21 protein-coding genes and 1 pseudogene are annotated in these 17,819 nt (G+C 62.9%); 12 read left to right on the top strand and 10 right to left on the bottom strand.

Going from position 1 to position 17,819, the window contains the following annotated elements; translation table 11 throughout:
* The first annotated feature begins 4 nt into the window (after positions 1 to 4).
* On the top strand, positions 5 to 1,348 hold the full coding sequence (gene accC, locus RFN30_RS06670) for an acetyl-CoA carboxylase biotin carboxylase subunit (RefSeq protein ID WP_320261313.1): 1,344 nt from the start codon (positions 5 to 7) through the stop codon (positions 1,346 to 1,348).
* A 196-nt stretch (positions 1,349 to 1,544) separates the two neighbouring features.
* Positions 1,545 to 2,162, top strand: coding sequence for a leucyl/phenylalanyl-tRNA--protein transferase (gene aat / locus RFN30_RS06675; RefSeq protein WP_320261314.1), 618 nt, complete (start codon positions 1,545 to 1,547; stop codon positions 2,160 to 2,162).
* A 12-nt stretch (positions 2,163 to 2,174) separates the two neighbouring features.
* Here the strand turns inward: aat and RFN30_RS06680 are convergent, their stop codons facing one another.
* The 3 genes from RFN30_RS06680 to RFN30_RS06690 all read right to left on the bottom strand — a co-directional run bounded on the left by RFN30_RS06680 (position 2,175) and on the right by RFN30_RS06690 (position 3,775).
* Positions 2,175 to 2,561, bottom strand: coding sequence for a hypothetical protein (locus RFN30_RS06680; protein ID WP_320261315.1), 387 nt, complete (start codon positions 2,559 to 2,561; stop codon positions 2,175 to 2,177).
* Between the two features lie 58 nt (positions 2,562 to 2,619).
* Complete coding sequence (locus RFN30_RS06685) at positions 2,620 to 3,258, bottom strand: DUF2155 domain-containing protein (RefSeq protein WP_320261316.1); 639 nt, start codon at positions 3,256 to 3,258, stop codon at positions 2,620 to 2,622.
* 118 nt (positions 3,259 to 3,376) lie between these two features.
* A complete protein-coding gene (locus RFN30_RS06690) occupies positions 3,377 to 3,775 on the bottom strand; it encodes an NADH:ubiquinone oxidoreductase subunit NDUFA12 (RefSeq protein ID WP_320261317.1) in 399 nt (132 codons plus the stop codon).
* A 312-nt stretch (positions 3,776 to 4,087) separates the two neighbouring features.
* Here RFN30_RS06690 and panB point away from each other — a divergent pair, with 312 nt between their 5' ends.
* On the top strand, positions 4,088 to 4,927 hold the full coding sequence (panB, locus tag RFN30_RS06695) for a 3-methyl-2-oxobutanoate hydroxymethyltransferase (RefSeq protein ID WP_320261318.1): 840 nt from the start codon (positions 4,088 to 4,090) through the stop codon (positions 4,925 to 4,927).
* On the top strand, positions 4,924 to 5,775 hold the full coding sequence (gene panC, locus RFN30_RS06700; protein ID WP_320261319.1) for a pantoate--beta-alanine ligase: 852 nt from the start codon (positions 4,924 to 4,926) through the stop codon (positions 5,773 to 5,775). Before panB ends, panC begins: the two co-directional genes overlap by 4 nt.
* 58 nt (positions 5,776 to 5,833) lie before the next feature.
* Here the strand turns inward: panC and RFN30_RS06705 are convergent, their stop codons facing one another.
* A complete protein-coding gene (locus tag RFN30_RS06705; RefSeq protein WP_320261320.1) occupies positions 5,834 to 6,322 on the bottom strand; it encodes a GNAT family N-acetyltransferase in 489 nt (162 codons plus the stop codon).
* Between the two features lie 2 nt (positions 6,323 to 6,324).
* Positions 6,325 to 7,827 (bottom strand): Asp-tRNA(Asn)/Glu-tRNA(Gln) amidotransferase subunit GatB, encoded by a 1,503-nt coding sequence (gatB, locus tag RFN30_RS06710; RefSeq protein WP_320261321.1) that lies wholly within the window; start codon positions 7,825 to 7,827, stop codon positions 6,325 to 6,327.
* A gap of 370 nt (positions 7,828 to 8,197) precedes the next feature.
* On the opposite strand from gatB, the pseudogene RFN30_RS06715 reads away from it, so the two are divergent.
* A pseudogene (locus RFN30_RS06715) lies at positions 8,198 to 8,466 on the top strand (YjhX family toxin).
* A 150-nt stretch (positions 8,467 to 8,616) separates the two neighbouring features.
* On the opposite strand, the gene RFN30_RS06720 reads toward RFN30_RS06715, so the two are convergent.
* Positions 8,617 to 9,048: a CBS domain-containing protein gene (locus RFN30_RS06720; protein WP_320261322.1), complete on the bottom strand. Its 432-nt coding sequence runs from the start codon at positions 9,046 to 9,048 to the stop codon at positions 8,617 to 8,619.
* Between the two features lie 214 nt (positions 9,049 to 9,262).
* Positions 9,263 to 10,000 (bottom strand): rhomboid family intramembrane serine protease, encoded by a 738-nt coding sequence (locus RFN30_RS06725; RefSeq protein WP_320261323.1) that lies wholly within the window; start codon positions 9,998 to 10,000, stop codon positions 9,263 to 9,265.
* A 431-nt stretch (positions 10,001 to 10,431) separates the two neighbouring features.
* Between RFN30_RS06725 and RFN30_RS06730 the strand changes: the two genes are divergently transcribed.
* The 4 genes from RFN30_RS06730 (at position 10,432) to RFN30_RS06745 (ending at position 13,560) form a co-directional block, all read left to right on the top strand.
* Positions 10,432 to 11,070, top strand: a complete 639-nt coding sequence (locus tag RFN30_RS06730; RefSeq protein ID WP_320261324.1) for a PAS domain-containing protein — start codon at positions 10,432 to 10,434, stop codon at positions 11,068 to 11,070.
* Between the two features lie 176 nt (positions 11,071 to 11,246).
* Entirely contained in the window at positions 11,247 to 11,864 is a 618-nt protein-coding gene (locus RFN30_RS06735) for a PilZ domain-containing protein (protein ID WP_320261325.1), read from the top strand.
* 266 nt (positions 11,865 to 12,130) lie between these two features.
* Positions 12,131 to 12,736: a transglutaminase-like cysteine peptidase gene (locus RFN30_RS06740; protein WP_320261326.1), complete on the top strand. Its 606-nt coding sequence runs from the start codon at positions 12,131 to 12,133 to the stop codon at positions 12,734 to 12,736.
* A 248-nt stretch (positions 12,737 to 12,984) separates the two neighbouring features.
* Entirely contained in the window at positions 12,985 to 13,560 is a 576-nt protein-coding gene (locus RFN30_RS06745) for an ankyrin repeat domain-containing protein (RefSeq protein ID WP_320261327.1), read from the top strand.
* 34 nt (positions 13,561 to 13,594) lie between these two features.
* On the opposite strand, the gene RFN30_RS06750 is transcribed toward RFN30_RS06745, so the two are convergent.
* On the bottom strand, positions 13,595 to 14,122 hold the full coding sequence (locus RFN30_RS06750; RefSeq protein ID WP_320261328.1) for a gamma carbonic anhydrase family protein: 528 nt from the start codon (positions 14,120 to 14,122) through the stop codon (positions 13,595 to 13,597).
* 107 nt (positions 14,123 to 14,229) lie between these two features.
* The gene (locus RFN30_RS06755; RefSeq protein ID WP_430698708.1) at positions 14,230 to 14,544 is read right to left on the bottom strand and encodes a DUF6949 family protein; all 315 of its coding nucleotides are present in this window, start codon (positions 14,542 to 14,544) and stop codon (positions 14,230 to 14,232) included.
* Positions 14,545 to 14,661: 117 nt separating this feature from the next.
* Here RFN30_RS06755 and RFN30_RS06760 point away from each other — a divergent pair, with 117 nt between their 5' ends.
* The 3 genes from RFN30_RS06760 (at position 14,662) to RFN30_RS06770 (ending at position 17,464) form a co-directional block, all read left to right on the top strand.
* On the top strand, positions 14,662 to 15,387 hold the full coding sequence (locus tag RFN30_RS06760; protein WP_320261330.1) for a hypothetical protein: 726 nt from the start codon (positions 14,662 to 14,664) through the stop codon (positions 15,385 to 15,387).
* Positions 15,388 to 15,505: 118 nt separating this feature from the next.
* On the top strand, positions 15,506 to 16,744 hold the full coding sequence (locus tag RFN30_RS06765; protein WP_320261331.1) for a cytochrome P450: 1,239 nt from the start codon (positions 15,506 to 15,508) through the stop codon (positions 16,742 to 16,744).
* Between the two features lie 12 nt (positions 16,745 to 16,756).
* A complete protein-coding gene (locus RFN30_RS06770; RefSeq protein ID WP_320261332.1) occupies positions 16,757 to 17,464 on the top strand; it encodes a transporter substrate-binding domain-containing protein in 708 nt (235 codons plus the stop codon).
* Between the two features lie 10 nt (positions 17,465 to 17,474).
* Here RFN30_RS06770 and RFN30_RS06775 read toward each other — a convergent pair whose 3' ends face one another.
* Entirely contained in the window at positions 17,475 to 17,819 is a 345-nt protein-coding gene (locus RFN30_RS06775; protein WP_320261333.1) for a cupin domain-containing protein, read from the bottom strand.

The raw sequence follows: 17,819 nt of genomic DNA on the forward strand, positions 1-17,819 counted from the left end.
GCAGATGTTCCAAAAAATCCTCATCGCCAATCGCGGCGAAATCGCGCTCCGGGTGCTGCGCGCCTGCAAGGAGCTCGGCATCCAGACGGTGGTGGTCCATTCGACGGCCGATTCCGACGCCATGCATGTGCGGCTTGCCGACGAGAGCGTCTGCATCGGCCCGCCGCCGTCGCGCGAAAGCTATCTCAACATCCATCAGATCGTCGCCGCCTGCGAGATCACCGGCGCCGACGCCGTGCATCCGGGCTACGGCTTCCTGTCGGAAAACGCCAAGTTCGCCGATATCCTCGCCGCCCACAACATCACCTTCATCGGCCCGTCGGGCGACCATATCCGCATCATGGGCGACAAGATCGAGGCCAAGCGCACGGCAAAGCGGCTTGGCATTCCGGTGGTGCCCGGTTCCGACGGCGCGATCAGCGACGACAAGGAAGCGAAACGCGTTGCCGCCGAGATCGGCTATCCGGTCATCATCAAGGCTTCGGCTGGCGGCGGCGGCCGCGGCATGAAGGTGGCTCGCACGGAAGCCGACCTCGAGGTGGCGCTGCAGACGGCAAAATCCGAAGCCGGCGCCGCCTTCGGCGACGACGCCGTCTACATCGAGAAATATCTGGAGAAGCCGCGCCATATCGAACTGCAGGTTTTCGGCGACGGTGCCGGCCACGGCGTGCATTTCGGCGAGCGCGACTGCTCGCTGCAGCGCCGCCATCAGAAGGTGTGGGAAGAGGCCAACTCCCCCGCCCTCAATGCCGAGGAGCGTGCGCGCATCGGCGGCATCTGCGCCAAGGCGATCGCCGATCTCGGCTATTCCGGCGCCGGCACCATCGAATTCCTCTATGAGAACGGCGAATTCTATTTCATCGAGATGAACACCCGCCTGCAGGTCGAGCATCCGGTGACCGAAGCGATCACCGGCATCGACCTCGTGCATGAGCAGATCCGCGTCGCCTCCGGCGGCGGGCTGTCGGTCAGGCAGGAAGACATCAAGTTCAACGGCCACGCCATCGAGTGCCGCATCAATGCCGAGGATCCGCGCACCTTCACGCCTTCGCCCGGCACGATCACGCATTTCCACACGCCCGGCGGCCTCGGCATCCGCGTCGATTCCGGCGTCTATTCCGGCTACAGGATCCCGCCCTATTACGACAGCCTGATCGGCAAGCTGATCGTGCATGGGCGCAACCGCGTCGAATGCATGATGCGGCTGCGCCGGGCGCTCGACGAATTCGTCGTCGACGGCATCAAGACGACGCTGCCGCTGTTCCGCGATCTCGTCGGCAATCCGGATATCGCCAATGGCGACTACGACATCCACTGGCTGGAAGAATATCTGGCCAAGGAGGATTAAAGCATGCCTCCCGAAAACGGGAACCGGTTCGGGGCAAAGGCATGCGTGAAAATCAAAAACCTAACCTAAAGCGCATGGAGCGGATCTGAAAGATCGCGACGCGCTTTAAGTCTTTGTTTTGATGCATGTCGTTCCCCCAAAACCGCTGCGCACTTTTGGGCGACATGCATTAGGCTCTTGCGGTTATAATGGCGCAATGACTCGTCCGTACGCGCCCGGCTATCGCATTCCGACCGACCTGCTGCTGAAAGCCTATGCGTCGGGCGTATTCCCGATGGCCGAGAGCGCGACCGACCCGGAAGTATTCTGGGTGCGGCCGGAAACGCGCGGCATCATTCCGCTCGACGGTTTTCACACGCCGCGCAGCCTGAAGAAGACGATCCGCAGGCATCCTTTCGACATCCGCTACGATTTCGATTTCGAGGCGACGATCGACGGCTGCGCCGAAAAGCGCGACGAGCGCCGCTCGACCTGGATCAATGCGCCGATCCGCGAAGCCTATGTCGAGCTCCACCGGCTGGGCCACTGCCATTCCGTCGAGGCGTGGCGCGAGGGCCGATTGGTCGGCGGCCTCTATGGCGTTTCGCTCGGGCGCGTCTTCTTCGGCGAAAGCATGTTCGCCCGGGAAACCGACGCCTCGAAGACCTGCCTCTATTATCTCGTCGAGCGGCTGAACGGACGCCGCTTCGCACTGCTCGACACGCAGTTCACCACCGAGCACCTCAAGCGCTTCGGCGCAATCGACGTGCCGCGCAGCCGGTACGAGAAGATGCTGGCTGAGGCCTTGAAGGGCGACGCGATTTTTTATCCCTAGCGTCCAAAGCCGTCAGGCGCTGGCTGATGTCTCGATCGGCGTCTGGGCGTGGAACATCATCTTCCATCCGTCGGCACGATGGACGTAGCCGGTACTGACGAGAGCCGCATAGGGCTCGCCGTTTTCCCGCGTCGCTTGAGCCTCATAGGTAAGCATGACGATATCGCTGCCTGGCTCGACCATGCCTTTCAGCCGGATGTCGAGATCGCGCCAGCGATTGGGCTTGCTCGCGGTCCCGGCCAACTCGGCATTGGTCATCGCCTTCGCCATCTCCGGAAAGGCGACGAGGCACTCCACGTCCGCATGGGCCACGAAGTAATGGGAATCGCCGGTCCAGAACCCTTTCTCGATATCGAGAAGCTCTTTCTTGCTGGCGGTGATCGGCCTGATCTTTGCCATCGAAACCTCCCGTCGCTATCGCCGTCTACCAACGGATAGCGAAAACGAGGGTTCCGGGTCAGTTCTGGTCCGTGGTGTCGGCACCGTCCGCTGAGGGCGCTGCGTCCGGCTCCGGCGCAGCTTCGGCCGGCTGCTCGGGCGCAGGCGCCTTCGGCTTGGCGGCATTCGTCTTCGGCTTGCCCGTGTCGGCCTTGGCGGCGGTCGGCGGCGGCACGTCCGACTTCTGCTTGCAGCCTTTCAGCCAGACGTCATAGACGGCGTGCTCGACAGCGTTGAGGCCGGGGCTTTCGGCGAACATCCAGCCGGTGAAGATGCGGCGGATCTTGCGGTCGAGCGTGATCTCGTCGACCTCGACGAAGGAATCGGTCTTCGGCTGTTCGGTCTCGGGCCGCGAGTAGCAGACGCGCGGCGTCACCTGCAGGGCGCCGAACTGCACGGTCTCGTCGATATAGACGTCGAAGGTGATGATGCGGCCGGTGATCTTGTCGATGCCGGCGAATTCGGCGACCGGGTTGGTGATGCGGTCGGAGACCGCGGGCGCCGCCGGCGCCTGGGCAGCGGCGAACGTGGGTGTCGAGGCGGCCAGAACGGACGCTGCCGCGAACAGTCCCGTCGAAAGGCGGATCAGAGCCGTTGCACGCAATTCCGGACGGAAAACCGCTGCGCACTTTTCCTGGAATTGCTCGAAGAAGCTCATGCAAGGATACCGGTGGTTGCGCCCGGGTGATTCTTTCAATCGCCCAAGGCTAGTTATGGCTGCGATATCAGCAAGCAGCTAAACGCCAATTGTGGCGACAAAGGACCGAAAAACGCAGTTACGAACCGGGCGTCCAGGCGTCGTAGTCGCCGGTCACCTGCGGGCGATGCTGATTGGTCAGGATGGAACCCTGCGGGCGATAGGCGCCGGGCGTTCCAGTGAGGTTCGGCCGATGCGGCTTCTGCCACTCGCGAGCCTTGTAGCTCTCGCTCGAGGGCGGCGTATCGACGCGATGATGGATCCAGCCATGCCAGCCGGGGGGAATCTTCGAGGCTTCGGAATAGTCGCGATAGATGACCCAGCGGCGGGTGCGGCCTTCCGAATCGATGCCGCCTTCGTAGTAGACGTTGCCGGCTTCGTCCTCGCCGACCTTCTTGCCGAAGCGCCAGGTGTGGAAGCGCGTGCCCAGCGTCTGGCTGTTCCACCAGGTGAAAAACTGCAGCAGGAAAGTCTTCATCCAAATCCTCGTGGCGGCAGCGGCCGCGCTGTTTCCTGCTTATGGCGTCAGGTCATCGCGAAGGCAAGGGTTTTGCCGTGCCCGCGATGTAAATGCTTCGTGCGCTAAAGCGCGTCGCACTGAAACCGATTCAGGCGACGCGCTTTAGTTTTGTTTTTATGCATGTCGTTCTCGCAAAACCGCTGCACACTTTTGCGCGACATGCATTAATCGATACACGCGCGGAGATGTCGCCACCTCGGCTTGCCAAGCGTTGCCTGTGTTTCTAAAGCAAGCGGGCGCTTGGCCCGCGCCGGTTGAGGGAGGTGACGATTGGCCCCAGAACGATCCACCGGCAATCGGATCGGCGCCGAAGACATTCGCCGCCGGAAAGGGGGCGTGCCGATTGTCTGCCTCACCGCCTATACTTATCCGATAGCCCGCATGCTCGATCCGCATGTCGATCTGCTTCTGGTCGGCGACAGCGTCGCCATGGTGCTGCATGGCCATGCCACGACGCTCGGCGCCTCGCTGGAGATGATGATCGTGCATGGACAGGCGGTGATGCGCGGCTCGACAAAAGCCTGCGTCGTCGTCGACATGCCCGCGGGCAGCTACGAGGCCTCCCCGGCGGAGGCCGTCGCCTCGGCAAGGCGCATCGTCGGCGAGACCGGGTGCCAGGCGGTGAAGCTCGAGGGCGGCGTCGCCGTAGCCGCGCAGATCGCGGCGATTGTCGCCGAAGGCATACCGGTTATGGGCCATATCGGCCTGCAGCCGCAATCCGTGGAAAAGGATGGCGGCTACAAGATCAAGGGCCGGACCGAGGAAAACATTGCCGCTCTCTTTCGTGACGCCGAAGCGGTCGAAAAGGCCGGCGCCTTCTCGGTGGTCATCGAGGGCACGGTGGAGGCCGTGGCTTCCGACCTCACCCGCCATATCGCGATCCCGACCATCGGCATCGGCGCCAGCGGCGACTGCGACGGCCAGATCCTGGTCATCGACGACATGATCGGCATGACCGTCGACCGGGTGCCGAAATTCGTCAAGGAATACGCGAACCTGCGCGACACCATTGCGAATGCGGCGGCGCGTTACGCCGCCGAGGTGCGCAGCCGCGCATTTCCTGGGCAGGATCACGTCTTTTCGGCGGCATCGGGCAAGGACCAGGCATGAGCGGACCAATCGTTGTCGACAGCGTCGCGGCGCTTCGCGCGCAGATCCGGGAGTGGCGCCGGGATGGCCTCACGATCGCCATGGTGCCGACCATGGGCGCCCTTCATGACGGCCACATCTCGCTGGTCAGGATCGCGCTCGAACGGGCTGCACGCTGCGTCGTCTCGATCTTCGTCAATCCGAGGCAGTTCGCGCCGACCGAGGACCTGGACAAATATCCGCGCCAATTGGCCCGCGATCTCGACAGGCTGCGGGAAGCAGGCGCGCATCTCGCCTTCACGCCGAGCGTGGCGGAAATGTACCGGCCCGGCTTTGCCACCAAAATCTCGGTCGGCGGGCCTTCCTCCGGCCTGGAAACGGATTTCCGGCCGACCTTCTTCGACGGCGTCGCCACGGTGGTGGCCAAGCTTTTCCTGCAGGCCGCGCCCGACTGCGCAGTGTTCGGCGAGAAGGATTATCAGCAGCTTTGCGTTGTCAGGCAGCTTTGCGGCGACCTCGATCTGCCGGTCGAGATCATCGGCGCGCCGACGGTGCGCGACGCGCATGGCCTCGCCATGTCGTCCCGCAACGCCTATCTCGGCGAGGCCGAGCTCGCCATCGCGCGCAAGCTCAACGCGGTTTTGCGTCAAACCGCGGCGGAACTGGCCTCCGGCGCGGATGAGGCAAGGATCACGAGCGATGCCGCGGAAGCGCTCGTCCGGGCGGGTTTCCGAAAGGTCGACTACGTCGCCGCGCGGGAGGCCGTGACGCTCGGCTCCTGGCGGCGCGACCGCAACGGCCGCCTGCTCGCGGCGGTCTGGCTCGGCACCACCAGGCTGATCGACAATGTGGAAATCCCTTCCGCCTGACTGAAGGATACGATCAATCCAAAGGGTGCAGCGCAGCCGGACACAACCGCCGGACGACCTACGCCAGCCACTTCTCCAAGATCAGCGCCGATATCCCCGAACCGCCGCCACAATCCGCTGTCCTGCCCGTCGGCCGGAACCCATTCGCCTCGTAGAAGGCGATCGCCGGAGCATTCACCTCTTCCACTTCCAGACGCAGCGTCCGCGCTTCCGGGAAGCTGGCCTCGACCTCGTCGAGCAACAATCGGCCGATCCCTTGCCGCTGACAGTCCGGATGCACGTAGAGCTGGTTCAAGAGGACGATTTTCGGGTCCGTGGTGGCAGAAGCGAAAGCCATGCCGCCGATGCGCTTGCCATCGTCGGCGACCAGGAATTCCGAATTGGGGCGCGTCAGCCGCGCCCTGAGCGAGGCGATCGAGTGCCAGTCGTCCGTGATTTCAGCGACCCGCCTGGCGCCATAGACGGCATCATAAGTGGCATGCCACGTCTCGACCAGCAACGCACGGACGGCAGCGAGATCGCGTTCGCTCGCCGTCCGCACAAACATCGCTAACCCTCGATGCCGAGCTTGGCCTTGACCAGCTCGTTGACCGCCTGCGGGTTCGCCTTGCCGCCAGTCGCCTTCATCACCTGGCCGACGAACCAGCCGGCCATGGTCGGCTTGGCACGCGCCTGCTCGACCTTGTCCGGGTTTGCGGCGATGACCTCGTCGACTGCCTTCTCGATGGCGCCGGTGTCGGTCACCTGCTTCATGCCGCGGCTTTCGACAAGCTGGCGCGGATCGCCGCCCTCGTTCCAGACGATCTCGAACAGGTCCTTGGCGATCTTGCCGGAGATGGTGCCTTCCTTGATGAGATCGATGACGGCGCCCAACTGATCGGGCGAAACCGGAGCGCTTTCAATATCTTTACCGGCCTTGTTGAGAGCACCCAACAGGTCGTTGATGACCCAGTTGGCGGCAAGCTTGCCGTCGCGCCCCGAGGCCACCTTCTCGAAATAATCGGCGACCGGCTTTTCCGACACCAATACCGAGGCGTCGTAGGTCGAGAGGCCGAGCGAGCCGATCAGCCGCGCCTTCTTGTCGTCCGGCAGTTCCGGCAGATGCTGCGCCAGATCATCGACATAGGCCTGGTCGAATTCCAGCGGCAGCAAGTCGGGATCCGGGAAGTAGCGGTAGTCATGCGCCTCTTCCTTGGAGCGCATCGAGCGCGTCTCGCCCTTGTTCGGATCGAACAGGCGGGTCTCCTGCTCGATCGCGCCGCCGTCTTCCAGGATGGCGATCTGCCGACGCGCCTCGGATTCGATGGCCTGGCCGATGAAGCGGATCGAGTTGACGTTCTTGATCTCGCAGCGCGTGCCGAAGGCGCCACCCGGGCGGCGCACCGAAACGTTGACGTCGGCGCGCAGCGAGCCCTCGTCCATGTTGCCGTCGCAGGTGCCGAGATAGCGCATGATGGTGCGCAGCTTGCTGACATAGGCCTTGGCCTCGTCGGCGGAGCGCATGTCGGGCTTGGAGACGATCTCCATCAGCGCCACGCCGGACCGGTTGAGGTCGACATGGGACATGGTCGGATGCTGGTCGTGCATCGACTTGCCGGCATCCTGTTCCAGATGCAGGCGCTCGATGCCGACCTCGATGTCCTCGAACTCGCCCTGCCGATCCGGCCCGACGGAGACGATCACCTTGCCCTCGCCGACGATCGGCTGCTTGTACTGCGAGATCTGGTAGCCCTGCGGCAGGTCCGGATAGAAGTAGTTCTTCCGGTCGAAGACCGACTTGTGGTTGATCGCGGCCTTCAAGCCCAACCCGGTGCGGATCGCCTGCTTGACGCATTCCTCGTTGATCACCGGCAGCATACCGGGCATTGCTGCGTCGACCAGGCTGACATTGGCATTGGGCGCCGCGCCGAAAGAGGTCGACGCGCCGGAGAAGAGCTTTGCCTCGGACGTCACTTGCGCATGCACTTCGAGACCGATGATGATTTCCCAGTCGCCGGTGGCGCCGGCGATCAGGCGTTTCGGGTCGGGCGTGCGGGTATCGATGATGCTCATGGAGGCCTGCGTATCTAGAAGTCGCGGTTATGCGTAGACGCATAATTTGGTGAGCAACTTCGCTAGTGCAAACAGCCCGGCGAGACAAGCGCAAAGCCGCGCGCTGGCCTTTTCCGCCACCTTCGCCTATAGGTCATCCATCCCAATGGAGAGTGGATGTCCACTTACGCTCAGTCCCGGTAAGGCCCTGACCTCGTAGCGAGGCAGGGCAGAAAACCCGAAACCCCGTGCCGCAAACTCTTGCGGCGGCGGCTTTTTTGTTTTCCCGGGAATTCTACACAATGGACATTTCGCGCAGCGCATGACCCCGAAAATCGGAATCGATTTTCGGAAAGGATCATGCGCCAAACTAAAGTGCCACAGCGTCCTTTTGCGCGTCCAAGAGGACGCGCGGCGCTGTGGGGAACAGCGCATCCTGCACCTGCTCGCGCAAGGCGGGCGCATCGAAATAGAAAAGACGAGAAGAAGATCGCTTCGGTCCAATGCTTGACCCGTGACGGTTGGCGTTATCCGGGCGTCGATCTCGATCTGTTTCGGAAACTAAAACGGAAGAAGGCGGTTTCGTCGTCAGGGGGCGGACCGTATCGCATCACGAGGCGCGGGCTGGAACTCGTCCGCGCCGAGTTGGACAATCGGTAGACGCCGCTGAAGTCCGCCGGCCGCCGGAGCGGGACAGCATTGCAGCTATGCTGCCCCGCTCCAGCTGTTTTTTCCCACGCAATTCCCGACGGAAAACCGCTGCGCACTTTTCCTGGAATTGCTCTAACGGCCGGCGGCACCATCCTCGCCTCAAGCAGTGGCGATATAGGCCCGGATCTCCTCGGCCTCGCGCTCGACATCCTCGATGCGGCGCTTGACCACGTCGCCGATGGAGACGATCCCGTCGAGCATGCCGTCCTTCTCCACCGGCAGGTGGCGGAAGCGGCCTTTGGTCATGATCTCCATGACCTCGTTGACCGTATGGTTCTCGTTGCAGATCTTGACCTTGGGCGTCATGGCCGAACGGACCGGTATGTCGAGCGCGGCCGCGCCCTCCCTGGCAATCACCCGCACGATGTCGCGCTCGGAAAGTATGCCGACGATCTTGCGGTCGCCATTGGTGATGACCAGCGCACCGATCCGATGCTCGGTCAGGATCCGGATGGCCTCGCTCAGCTTTTCATTAGGCCCGAGCGTGAACACGTCATGGCCCTTGCTTTCAAGAATTGCCTTAACCGTCATGGCGTCCTCCTCAGCCTTGCTCGCCGGCTCCTGCCCGACCGGCTTTCCGGCCCCAGCGCCCTTAGGAAGACGCTGGGTGCTTAAAGCGTGCCGCAGCGCGCTTTAAGGCTTTGTTTTGATGCATGTCGCTCTCCCAAAACCGCTTCGCACTTTTGGGCGACATGCATGGCAACATCGTGCGCCGTGATTGGTTGCATTTCAAGTATGATGCGGGCTATTCAGCCGGCATGGGGCGGTCGAAAAAGCGCAGGCCGAAGAAGCCGGCGACAAAGCCGCCGATATGGGCTTCCCAGGCGATCTGTCCGTCGATACCCGGCGCGAAGCCGAGCAGACCGGTGGCGAGGTTGATCACCATCCAGACGCCGAGAAAGGTCATGACGCCGCGCGAACGCAGCACGATTGCGATCGGTAACGGCTCGCCGGCGAAGGCCGCACGGCCGGACGAACGGTCGATGCGGAAACCGTAGCGCGCCGCCGCTCCCATCATTCCCGAGATCGCGCCCGAAGCACCGACCAGCGGCATCTCGCCATAAGGGTGCATTGCCCAGAACAGCGCGACCGAAGCCAGCCCGGTCACGGCGTAGAACACCGCAAACCGGGTCGCGCCGAAACGATTGGCCAGCGGTGAGCCGAAAGCGGCAAGCCAGACCATGTTGATGGCGATATGGGCAAAGGTCCCATGCATGAAGGCATAGGTGAAGGGGCGCGTGAACAGGAACCAGTCGAAGCCGTACTGCCCGGTATAGAGCACCGGAATGAAGGCGCCGTCATAGAGCAGCGTCATTTGCTGATCGTCGTTCAGCGCATATTGCTGCAGCAGGAAGACGATCGCGCAAATTGCGATCACCGCCAGCACCGCCGGCGGCAGGTTGAACACCGGCTCGCGGCGTGGCTTCGGCGCCTCTTCGTCGGGCCGCGGTTCAGGTTCAGTCGGGCTTACCGGTTCGCTCATGCGCCTCTTGCTGCTGGCTGGAAGACTCGATTTTCGGCCGAGCATGTAGTTCACGCCCGATCGAATCACAAACCGCGAATCGCCCCAGGCTGAATCGAATAGGGGGCCGAATCGACAGGGAGCGCGAATCAAAAAGAAGCCGTTCAGGGCTTCCCCTGAACGGCCGGTCGAGTCCCCTATTCCCCGTAAACTCTTGACTGAAGTGCTGCCGATCGTTGCGAAACGACCGTTTTGGAGTGGTTTTTGGTGTGCCACAGGCCTCGCCGACGCGCAACGTAAACCAATTCTTAACCTTAACGGCCCCGAGGCGTGAACAAACGTTAACGATACTGGCACGCATCCTGCTCCGCACCGCATGAAGGTCATCGGAGGGCACCCTGTCTGTTCGCCGATGGGACAGAAAAAAGGCAGATTGCCGGAGCGGAATGGAAATGAATCAGAACGGATCAATCACGCTGTTCCAATATTGGAACCAACTGCGTGATGGCCGCCCTGCCCCGAAACGTTCGGAAGTGGAGCCGGCGGACATCAAGTCGCTCTTGGCGGACACGTTCATCCTGGAGCGCGACACACGGGGCGAAGCCGTATTCCGGCTGGCCGGCACCAGGCTTTGCGCCTATTACGGCCGCGAGCTCAAGGGGTTCTCCTTCCCCTCGCTCTGGCGCGAGAGGGACCAGCGGCTTATGTCGCGGCTCATCCACGGCGTCTTCGACCAGAAATCGGTGCTGCTTCTGACCTATGAAGGATTCAGCCGAAACGGCCGCTCCAACAAGTTCGAGCTGCTTGCGCTGCCGCTCGACGGCGGCGTCGAGAACCCTCGCTGCCTCGGCATCGTCAGTGCCGCGGATAGACCGTTCTGGCTGGGTGCCGACCCGCTCGCCGATGCGCTGATCGACGCGATCCGGGTCATCGATCCCGAGAAGGAGCCGATGTTCCTGAAAAACCGGCCCGCGATCGATGTTCCGTCGCTCGTGCCGACGGAATTCGACGCGCCTGAGACCATTTCGGCGCTCGGCCGCGCGCGCCGGATCCGGCATCTCGTCGTCTTCGACGGCGGGCGAAACGAGTAAGGCGGATCGCGGGCTAATTTAACCCTGATCAAACCCCGCTTCTGCCTTGCGCGAGCGTCCGATCCCCCGGCCTTTTGATGCCGGCTTTTTCCCCTTTGTTAACCTGCTTTGCTGTAGCTTTTTCCGGTGAAATTCCTCGCATCGTCGCGCGGAATGCCAACGGGGTGTAGGCAGTCATGAGGTCAGCGGCGGCAGACTACGCGCCGTCCCGTGTGGAGCGGCGCAATTTTCAGCGTGTCCGGGTGAAAATCTACGGACGCTTCATGCTGGAGGACCGCACAGAGCATGCATGCCAGGTGATCGACATGTCGCCAGGCAATGTCGCCTTGCGCACGGATCGCGTCGGCATGCCGGGCGAAAAGGTCATTGCCTATATCGACCACATCGGGCGCATCGAGGGCGTCGTGACACGCACCTCGCAGGACGGTTTCGCCATGACCGTCATTGCTTCGGACCGCAAGAAGGACAAGCTCGCCGCCCAGCTCACCTGGCTTGCCAACAAGCATGAGCTCGACCTGCCTGAAGACCGACGCCACGAACGCGTCGCGCCGCGCAATCCGATGAGCGTGCTGCAGCTCACCGACGGGCGCCAGTATCAGTGCCGCATCATCGACTTGTCGCTCTCGGGCGCGGCGATCGAGATAGACGTCAAGCCGGCGATCGGCGTGCAGGTCATGCTGGGGACGATGCGCGGCCAGGTGGTGCGACACTTCGAGGACGGCGTCGCCATCGAATTCGCCGTCATCCAGCGACCGGAGACATTGGATTCGGAATTCAACGCGCCGCGATCCTGATCGCCGCATAACTCAAAGACGCAGCAAACCGGCCACCGATGGCCGGTTTTTTGTTGGCCGGATCGGCGCGTTTTCGCAACCGCGCGGCATGCCGAGAACGTCTCGATAGAACCGGCGACGCCGGGCAAAACCTCAACAATCCGAAATCGAGATAGTTCAAATTTTATATTTATTCTACGGGCGTTTTACTCAATATCTACTTCGGGTTTTTGCGTCAAATAAATCCCAACGTGGCACAGTCTCTCTCAAACGGGGAGACTACCATAATGAAAATGATGAGGGGCAAGCTGTTGCTCTTGGCAATGGCGATGCAGCTTTCCGCCTGGGGGACGGCAAGCGCTGGACCGGTGTTCATGCACACGGGTGGTCGCACCACCCAGCCGGTCGGCCACTATGAATTCTGTCAGCGTATTCCGGTCGAATGCAACGAGAGGACGGCGAAAGGGTCCCCGGTCGAGCTGACGCGCAGGCTGTGGGCGACGATGATCAGCGTCAACAATTCGGTCAACACCCGCGTCAAGCCGCGCACCGACATGGAGATCTACGGGGTCGAGGAATACTGGGCCTATCCCGACAATGGCGTTGGCGACTGCGAGGACTATGCGCTGGAAAAGCGCCGCGAACTGATGGCCGCCGGTGTCCCCGCCGGCGACCTCTTGATGACGGTCGTGCGCCAGCCGAACGGCGACGGGCATGCGGTGCTGACGGTGCGCACCAGCCTCGGCGAATTCATCCTCGACAATCTCGAGCCGAAAGTGCTCGCCTGGAACGACACGGTCTACACCTACCTCAAACGTCAATCGACCGAGAATTCAGGCGTTTGGGTTTCGATCAACGACGGCCGCGAGGACGCCGTCGCCAGCGTCCGCTAGGACGCCGGTCGCATGTCGCCCAACAGCGCGCAGCGGTGTTGGGACATGCACAAAGAAATTGAGCACGTCGCGTTCGCGCGGCGTGCTTAGGGAAAAGCCCGGTCGAGTCCCCACCCTCCCCGTCCCCAACGACCGGGTTTTAGGAGCCGGCCCTGTCCCCGGGCCGGCTCCGCCTTTTCTGGCCATGCCCATCGGCGACTCCGCCGTAGTCCGGCTGGCCTTCCCCGATCGCGACGAATGGGAGCAATATGGCCGTTCATTTCGGATGGAAGGCGATGCTGGAAATCCCCAACGACCGCTGTGGGCGCGCCAAGCTGTTCAAGGCCATAGACGACGCCTTCAAGGCGGGCGACTTCGAGGCGCTTGGCAAGGCGCTCGGCGGCTCGGCGCGCTGGTTCGACGAGAAAATGCCGTTCGAGCTCGGCCTTGGCCATCCGCTGGAATACGCGATCTATTGGAGTCCAGCCGCCTTCATCACCACGCTGCTCGATGCCGGCTCGAACCCGAACTACGAGGACCACGCCGGCTTTCCTTCGATCATCGCCGCGCTGTCCACCGAGCGGCCGGACAGGCTGGAGATCGTCCGGACCCTGATCGAACATAGCGCAGATCCGAATATGCGCGGCGTGAACGACTGGACGCCTCTGCATTATGCTGTGGCTCAGCGCGATGCCGAGGCGATCCGCCTGCTGCTGGCGTCGGGTGCGGATCCGTCGCTCAGGACGCGCATCGATGACTGTGAGACCGCCCTCGAAGGCGCGGACCAAGCCGGTTTCGAAGCGGGAGCTTCGCTGCTGCGCGAGGCACTGTCCCGGCGCGGTTAAGCCGGCGGCAGGCCGTGGCGCGTAACGCCGGCTCTCAGGCGTTCTTCAATCCGGCTTTGAAGCGTTTGGCATTGGCGACATAGTGCGCGGCCGAGACGCGCAGCCTCTCGATCGCCGCGTCGTCCAGCGCCCGTATCACCTTGGCGGGTGAGCCGACGATCAGGGAGTTGTCCGGGAAGACCTTGTTTTCCGTCACCAGCGCGCCGGCGCCGACCAGCGAATTCCTGCCGATCTTCGCCCCGTTGAGCACGACGGCGCCCATGCCGATCAGGCTGTTGTCGCCGACCGTGCAGCCGTGCAGCAGCGCGCGATGACCGATGGTGCAGCCCTGGCCGATGGTAAGCGGATAGCCCGGATCGGTGTGCATGACCGTATGTTCCTGCACATTGGTGTCGGCGCCGATCGTGATCGGCTCACCGTCGCCGCGGATGACGACGCCGAACCAGAAGCCGGCATTGCGGCCTATACGGATATCACCGATCAGCGTGGCGTCGGGCGCCACCCAGTTGGTTTCGGCATCCTCGAATTGAGGCGCTTTCCCATCGATCGCATAGATCGGCATTTTTTCGTCTCCGATTCGTCTCAAGCCGAGAATTCGGCAGAGCCTAAAGCAGTTCTCCCGAAAGTGTGCAGCGGTTTCGGGACAAATACATGCTCAAAATCAAAGACCTAAAGACCCGTTGCCCATGAGGCAATGGTGATCAGCACAACGCCGAGCGCCAGCGCCCAGGCCACGGCCGTGCAGCCGCACGAAAGCAGCGCCAGCGTGCCGATGCGCCCCTCGCGCCGGGCAGCCAGCGCATCATTGGCGAGCATGAACGGTCCGGCGCAGGCGGTCGCCGCAAGCGAGCGCACGATATGAGCAGGCGACACATAGGGCTCGGCGAAGGCCAGTCGCCGGCCGGAGAGGATTTCCATGGCCGAGCCGGCGAGGCCGCAAGCCGTCAGGCCGACCGCAAAAGCATAGAGAGGGAGCAACAACATGGGATCCATCTTTACCAACCGTTTACCATGAGACCGCACAGTCGTGCCGACGCGCTGCAAGAGCCATGCCGCGCGAGCTGTGCCACCTGAGGACAGGTGAGCGGATCGGGGACCGCGATGAGAGAGGCAACTGCCGCCAGCCCGGAGTTCGAGGTCGTCGACTCGACCTTGATGAAGCGGGTGTTCTACGCCTTCGCGGCGCTCGCCCTGCTCTCGGTAGCCATCAGCGTCGGCGGCAAATGGCTCGGCCGATCGATCGCCATGGCCGGCTATACCGACGACACGACGGTCCGACAGGTCGTCATCGGCAACAACGTGATCTCCGTGCCGGCCAACTTCATCCGCTTCGACCAGGCCAGGCGTGACGGCATAGCCTCGCGCCTCGACCTCTATCTGCGCTATCCCGAGATGGACGGCTACAGCGCCGCCGCACGCGACGACTTCAACCACACCTCGACCAAGAAGATCATCTTCCTGTCGTTCGAGCCGCGGATGATGTCGCGCGACATGAGCGGCCGCTTCGCGCCGATCTACAGCGCCCTGATCGTCAAGCCGGGCACGCCCGGGCCGGGCGGGACGACGCTCTACGGCTTCACCGAGAAGTCAGGCTATCTCAATGAGGTGCTGGCGGTCGCCGAGCGGCCGGGAAAAGACCCGTTCGTCGCCCGCTGCCTTGCCGGCCCGAGCGCCGAAGAATCGCTGGCGCCCTGCGAACGCGACATCCAGGTCGGCGACGATCTCAGCCTCACTTACCGTTTCCCGCGCGAGTTCCTCGGAAATTGGCAGGCGCTCGACGCCGCGATCGCCGCCAAGGTGGCAAGCATATTGAAGACGGGACACTAGAGCGCGGCGCCGAAGCCCTTCACACGCCACCGTTTGCCTGCCTGGCTCAACGCATCGGCTCGACGGGCGCCAAGATACGGTCTGGCATCGGGCCGACAAGGCGCGCTATTGGTCGAACATGATGCCAGACTATCTCACCTTCGACCCCGCCAGCCGCCGCCTGCGGCTCGATCCGCACGAGCCCGCCTTCGTCCAGAACCCCTATGAGGCCTATGCCTTCCTGCACGGCACATCGAACGCCTTCTTCTGGGAAGACTACGGCTTCTGGTGTTTTGGCGGCTTCGACGACGTCAGCCGCCTGCTGCGCGACCGCCGCTTCGGCCGCCAGAACCCGGCCGGCATTCCCGACAGCCGCGACATCGGTGACGACCGCTCGCACCTCACCGCCTTCGACGCGATCGAGGCGAATTCCATGCTGGAGCTCGAGCCGCCGGTGCACACCAGGCTGCGGACGCTGGTCAATCGCGCCTTCGTCTCGCGCCAGGTCGAACGGCTGAGGCCACGCATCGAGGTGTTGGCCAATGAGCTGATCGACCGTTTCGAGCCGGGGGGCGTCGACCTTCTGCCCGCCTACGCCTCGCCTTTGCCGATCACCATCATCGCCGAGATGCTCGTCGTTCCGGTCGAGATGGGGCCGCAACTGCTCGACTGGTCGCATCAGATGGTCGCCATGTACATGCATGGGCGCACGCGCGAGACCGAGGAGACGGCGAACCGCGCGGCGCGCGATTTCGCGGCTTTCCTGCGCGGCTATGTCGGCGAGCGGCGCAAGAAGCCTGGCGACGACCTGTTGTCACTTCTGATCGAAGCCCAGGACAACGGTCAAAAGCTTTCCGAGGACGAGCTGGTCTCGTCGGCGATCCTTTTGCTCAACGCCGGCCACGAAGCCACCGTGCACCAGACAGGCAATGCCGTGCGCTCCATTCTGGGGCAAGGCGGCGATCCGCGCCGCTTCTTCGAAACGCCTGAGAGAAGCGTCGCAGCGGTCGAGGAATGCCTGCGCTTCGACGCGCCGCTGCATATGTTCCTGCGCTACGCCTACGAGGAAATCGAAGTTTCACCGGGCATTTTGGTCAAGCCCGGCGAGATGGTCGCGCTGCTGCTCGGCATGGCCAATCACGACCCGCTGGCGTTCGCCGGACCGGCCACATTCAACCCGGCGCGCTCCGACCAGAAGAACGTCTCCTTCGGCGCCGGCATCCATTTCTGTATCGGCGCGCCGCTGGCGAGGCTTGAGCTGCAGGTGTCGCTGAAAGCGCTGTTCGAGCGTCTGCCGAAGCTTCGTCTGGCAGAGGAGCCACACTTTCGCGACACATATCACTTCCACGGGCTGGAGAAGCTCGCGGTGACTTTGTGAAGACAACACGAAATGAGATTCGCCTTCCTGCAGGAACCTCCCTTCTGCTTCACAGATGATTCCGGCAAGCTCGGCGGTTGCGACGCAAAGCTCGCCGAGAAGATTTGCCAGGTGCTCGAGCTGGAGGATTTCTCGCCGATCGAGACAGATTTCGCCGAACTTCTGCCCGGATTGTCCAACGGCCACTGGGACATGACGACCGGCCTGTTCATCTCGGATGAGCGCAGACAGTTCGTGGATTTTACCCGACCGATCTGGTCGTTGCCGGACGGACTGATGGTCGCAAAGGACAATCCGCTAGGATTGAGGGGCTACCGCTCCTTCACCCGGCATCCTTCAGCGATACTGGCCGTGATCTCGGACCAGATTCAGCATCAAACAGCGCTGCAGAACGGCGTTCCACCCGAACGGGTCAGGATATTCGCGACGCAGGCAGAGGCAGCGGAGGCCGTGGCGAGGGGCACGGTCCAGGCCTATGCCAGCGTCGCCATGGCGCATCGCGGCTACATTGCCCGGCGGCCTGATGCGTCGCTCGACGTTGTCGACGTACCGGCATCCGAGAGGCAGCCTGCCGCCGGCGCCTTCGCACTGGCCAAGGGCAATGCCGCGCTTCGCGATCAAGTGGATCGTTGCCTGGGCGATCTGCTCGGGAGTCCCTGGCACCGAACGCTGATGGCAGGCTTCGGGTTTGGCGGTGCCGATGTGGACCGCCTGCTCTGAAACCCGCTATCTAAAGCCGGATCACATATTCCTTCCGCGTCGTCTCGAGCACTTCCCAAGTGCCCTTGAAGCCTGGCCGCAGCAAGAAGCTGTCGCCTGCCTTGACGGTGCGTGCTTCGCCGCCGTCCTCGGCGATCACCGAAACGCCTGACAGGATGTGGCAGAACTCCCATTCGTCGTAGACGATGCGCCATTTGCCCGGCGTCGCTTCCCAGATGCCGGCATAAAGGCCGCCGTCGCGCTCCTCGACATTCCAGGTGCGGAATTTCGGATCGCCGGAGATCACGCGGTCCGGGGCCGGCGCGCCGGCCTCCGGCTCGACGCTTTCGATATTCACGGCAAGGAAGGCCGACAT

This window comes from Mesorhizobium dulcispinae (assembly GCF_033977345.1).
Classification (GTDB): Bacteria; Pseudomonadota; Alphaproteobacteria; order Rhizobiales; family Rhizobiaceae; genus Mesorhizobium; species Mesorhizobium dulcispinae.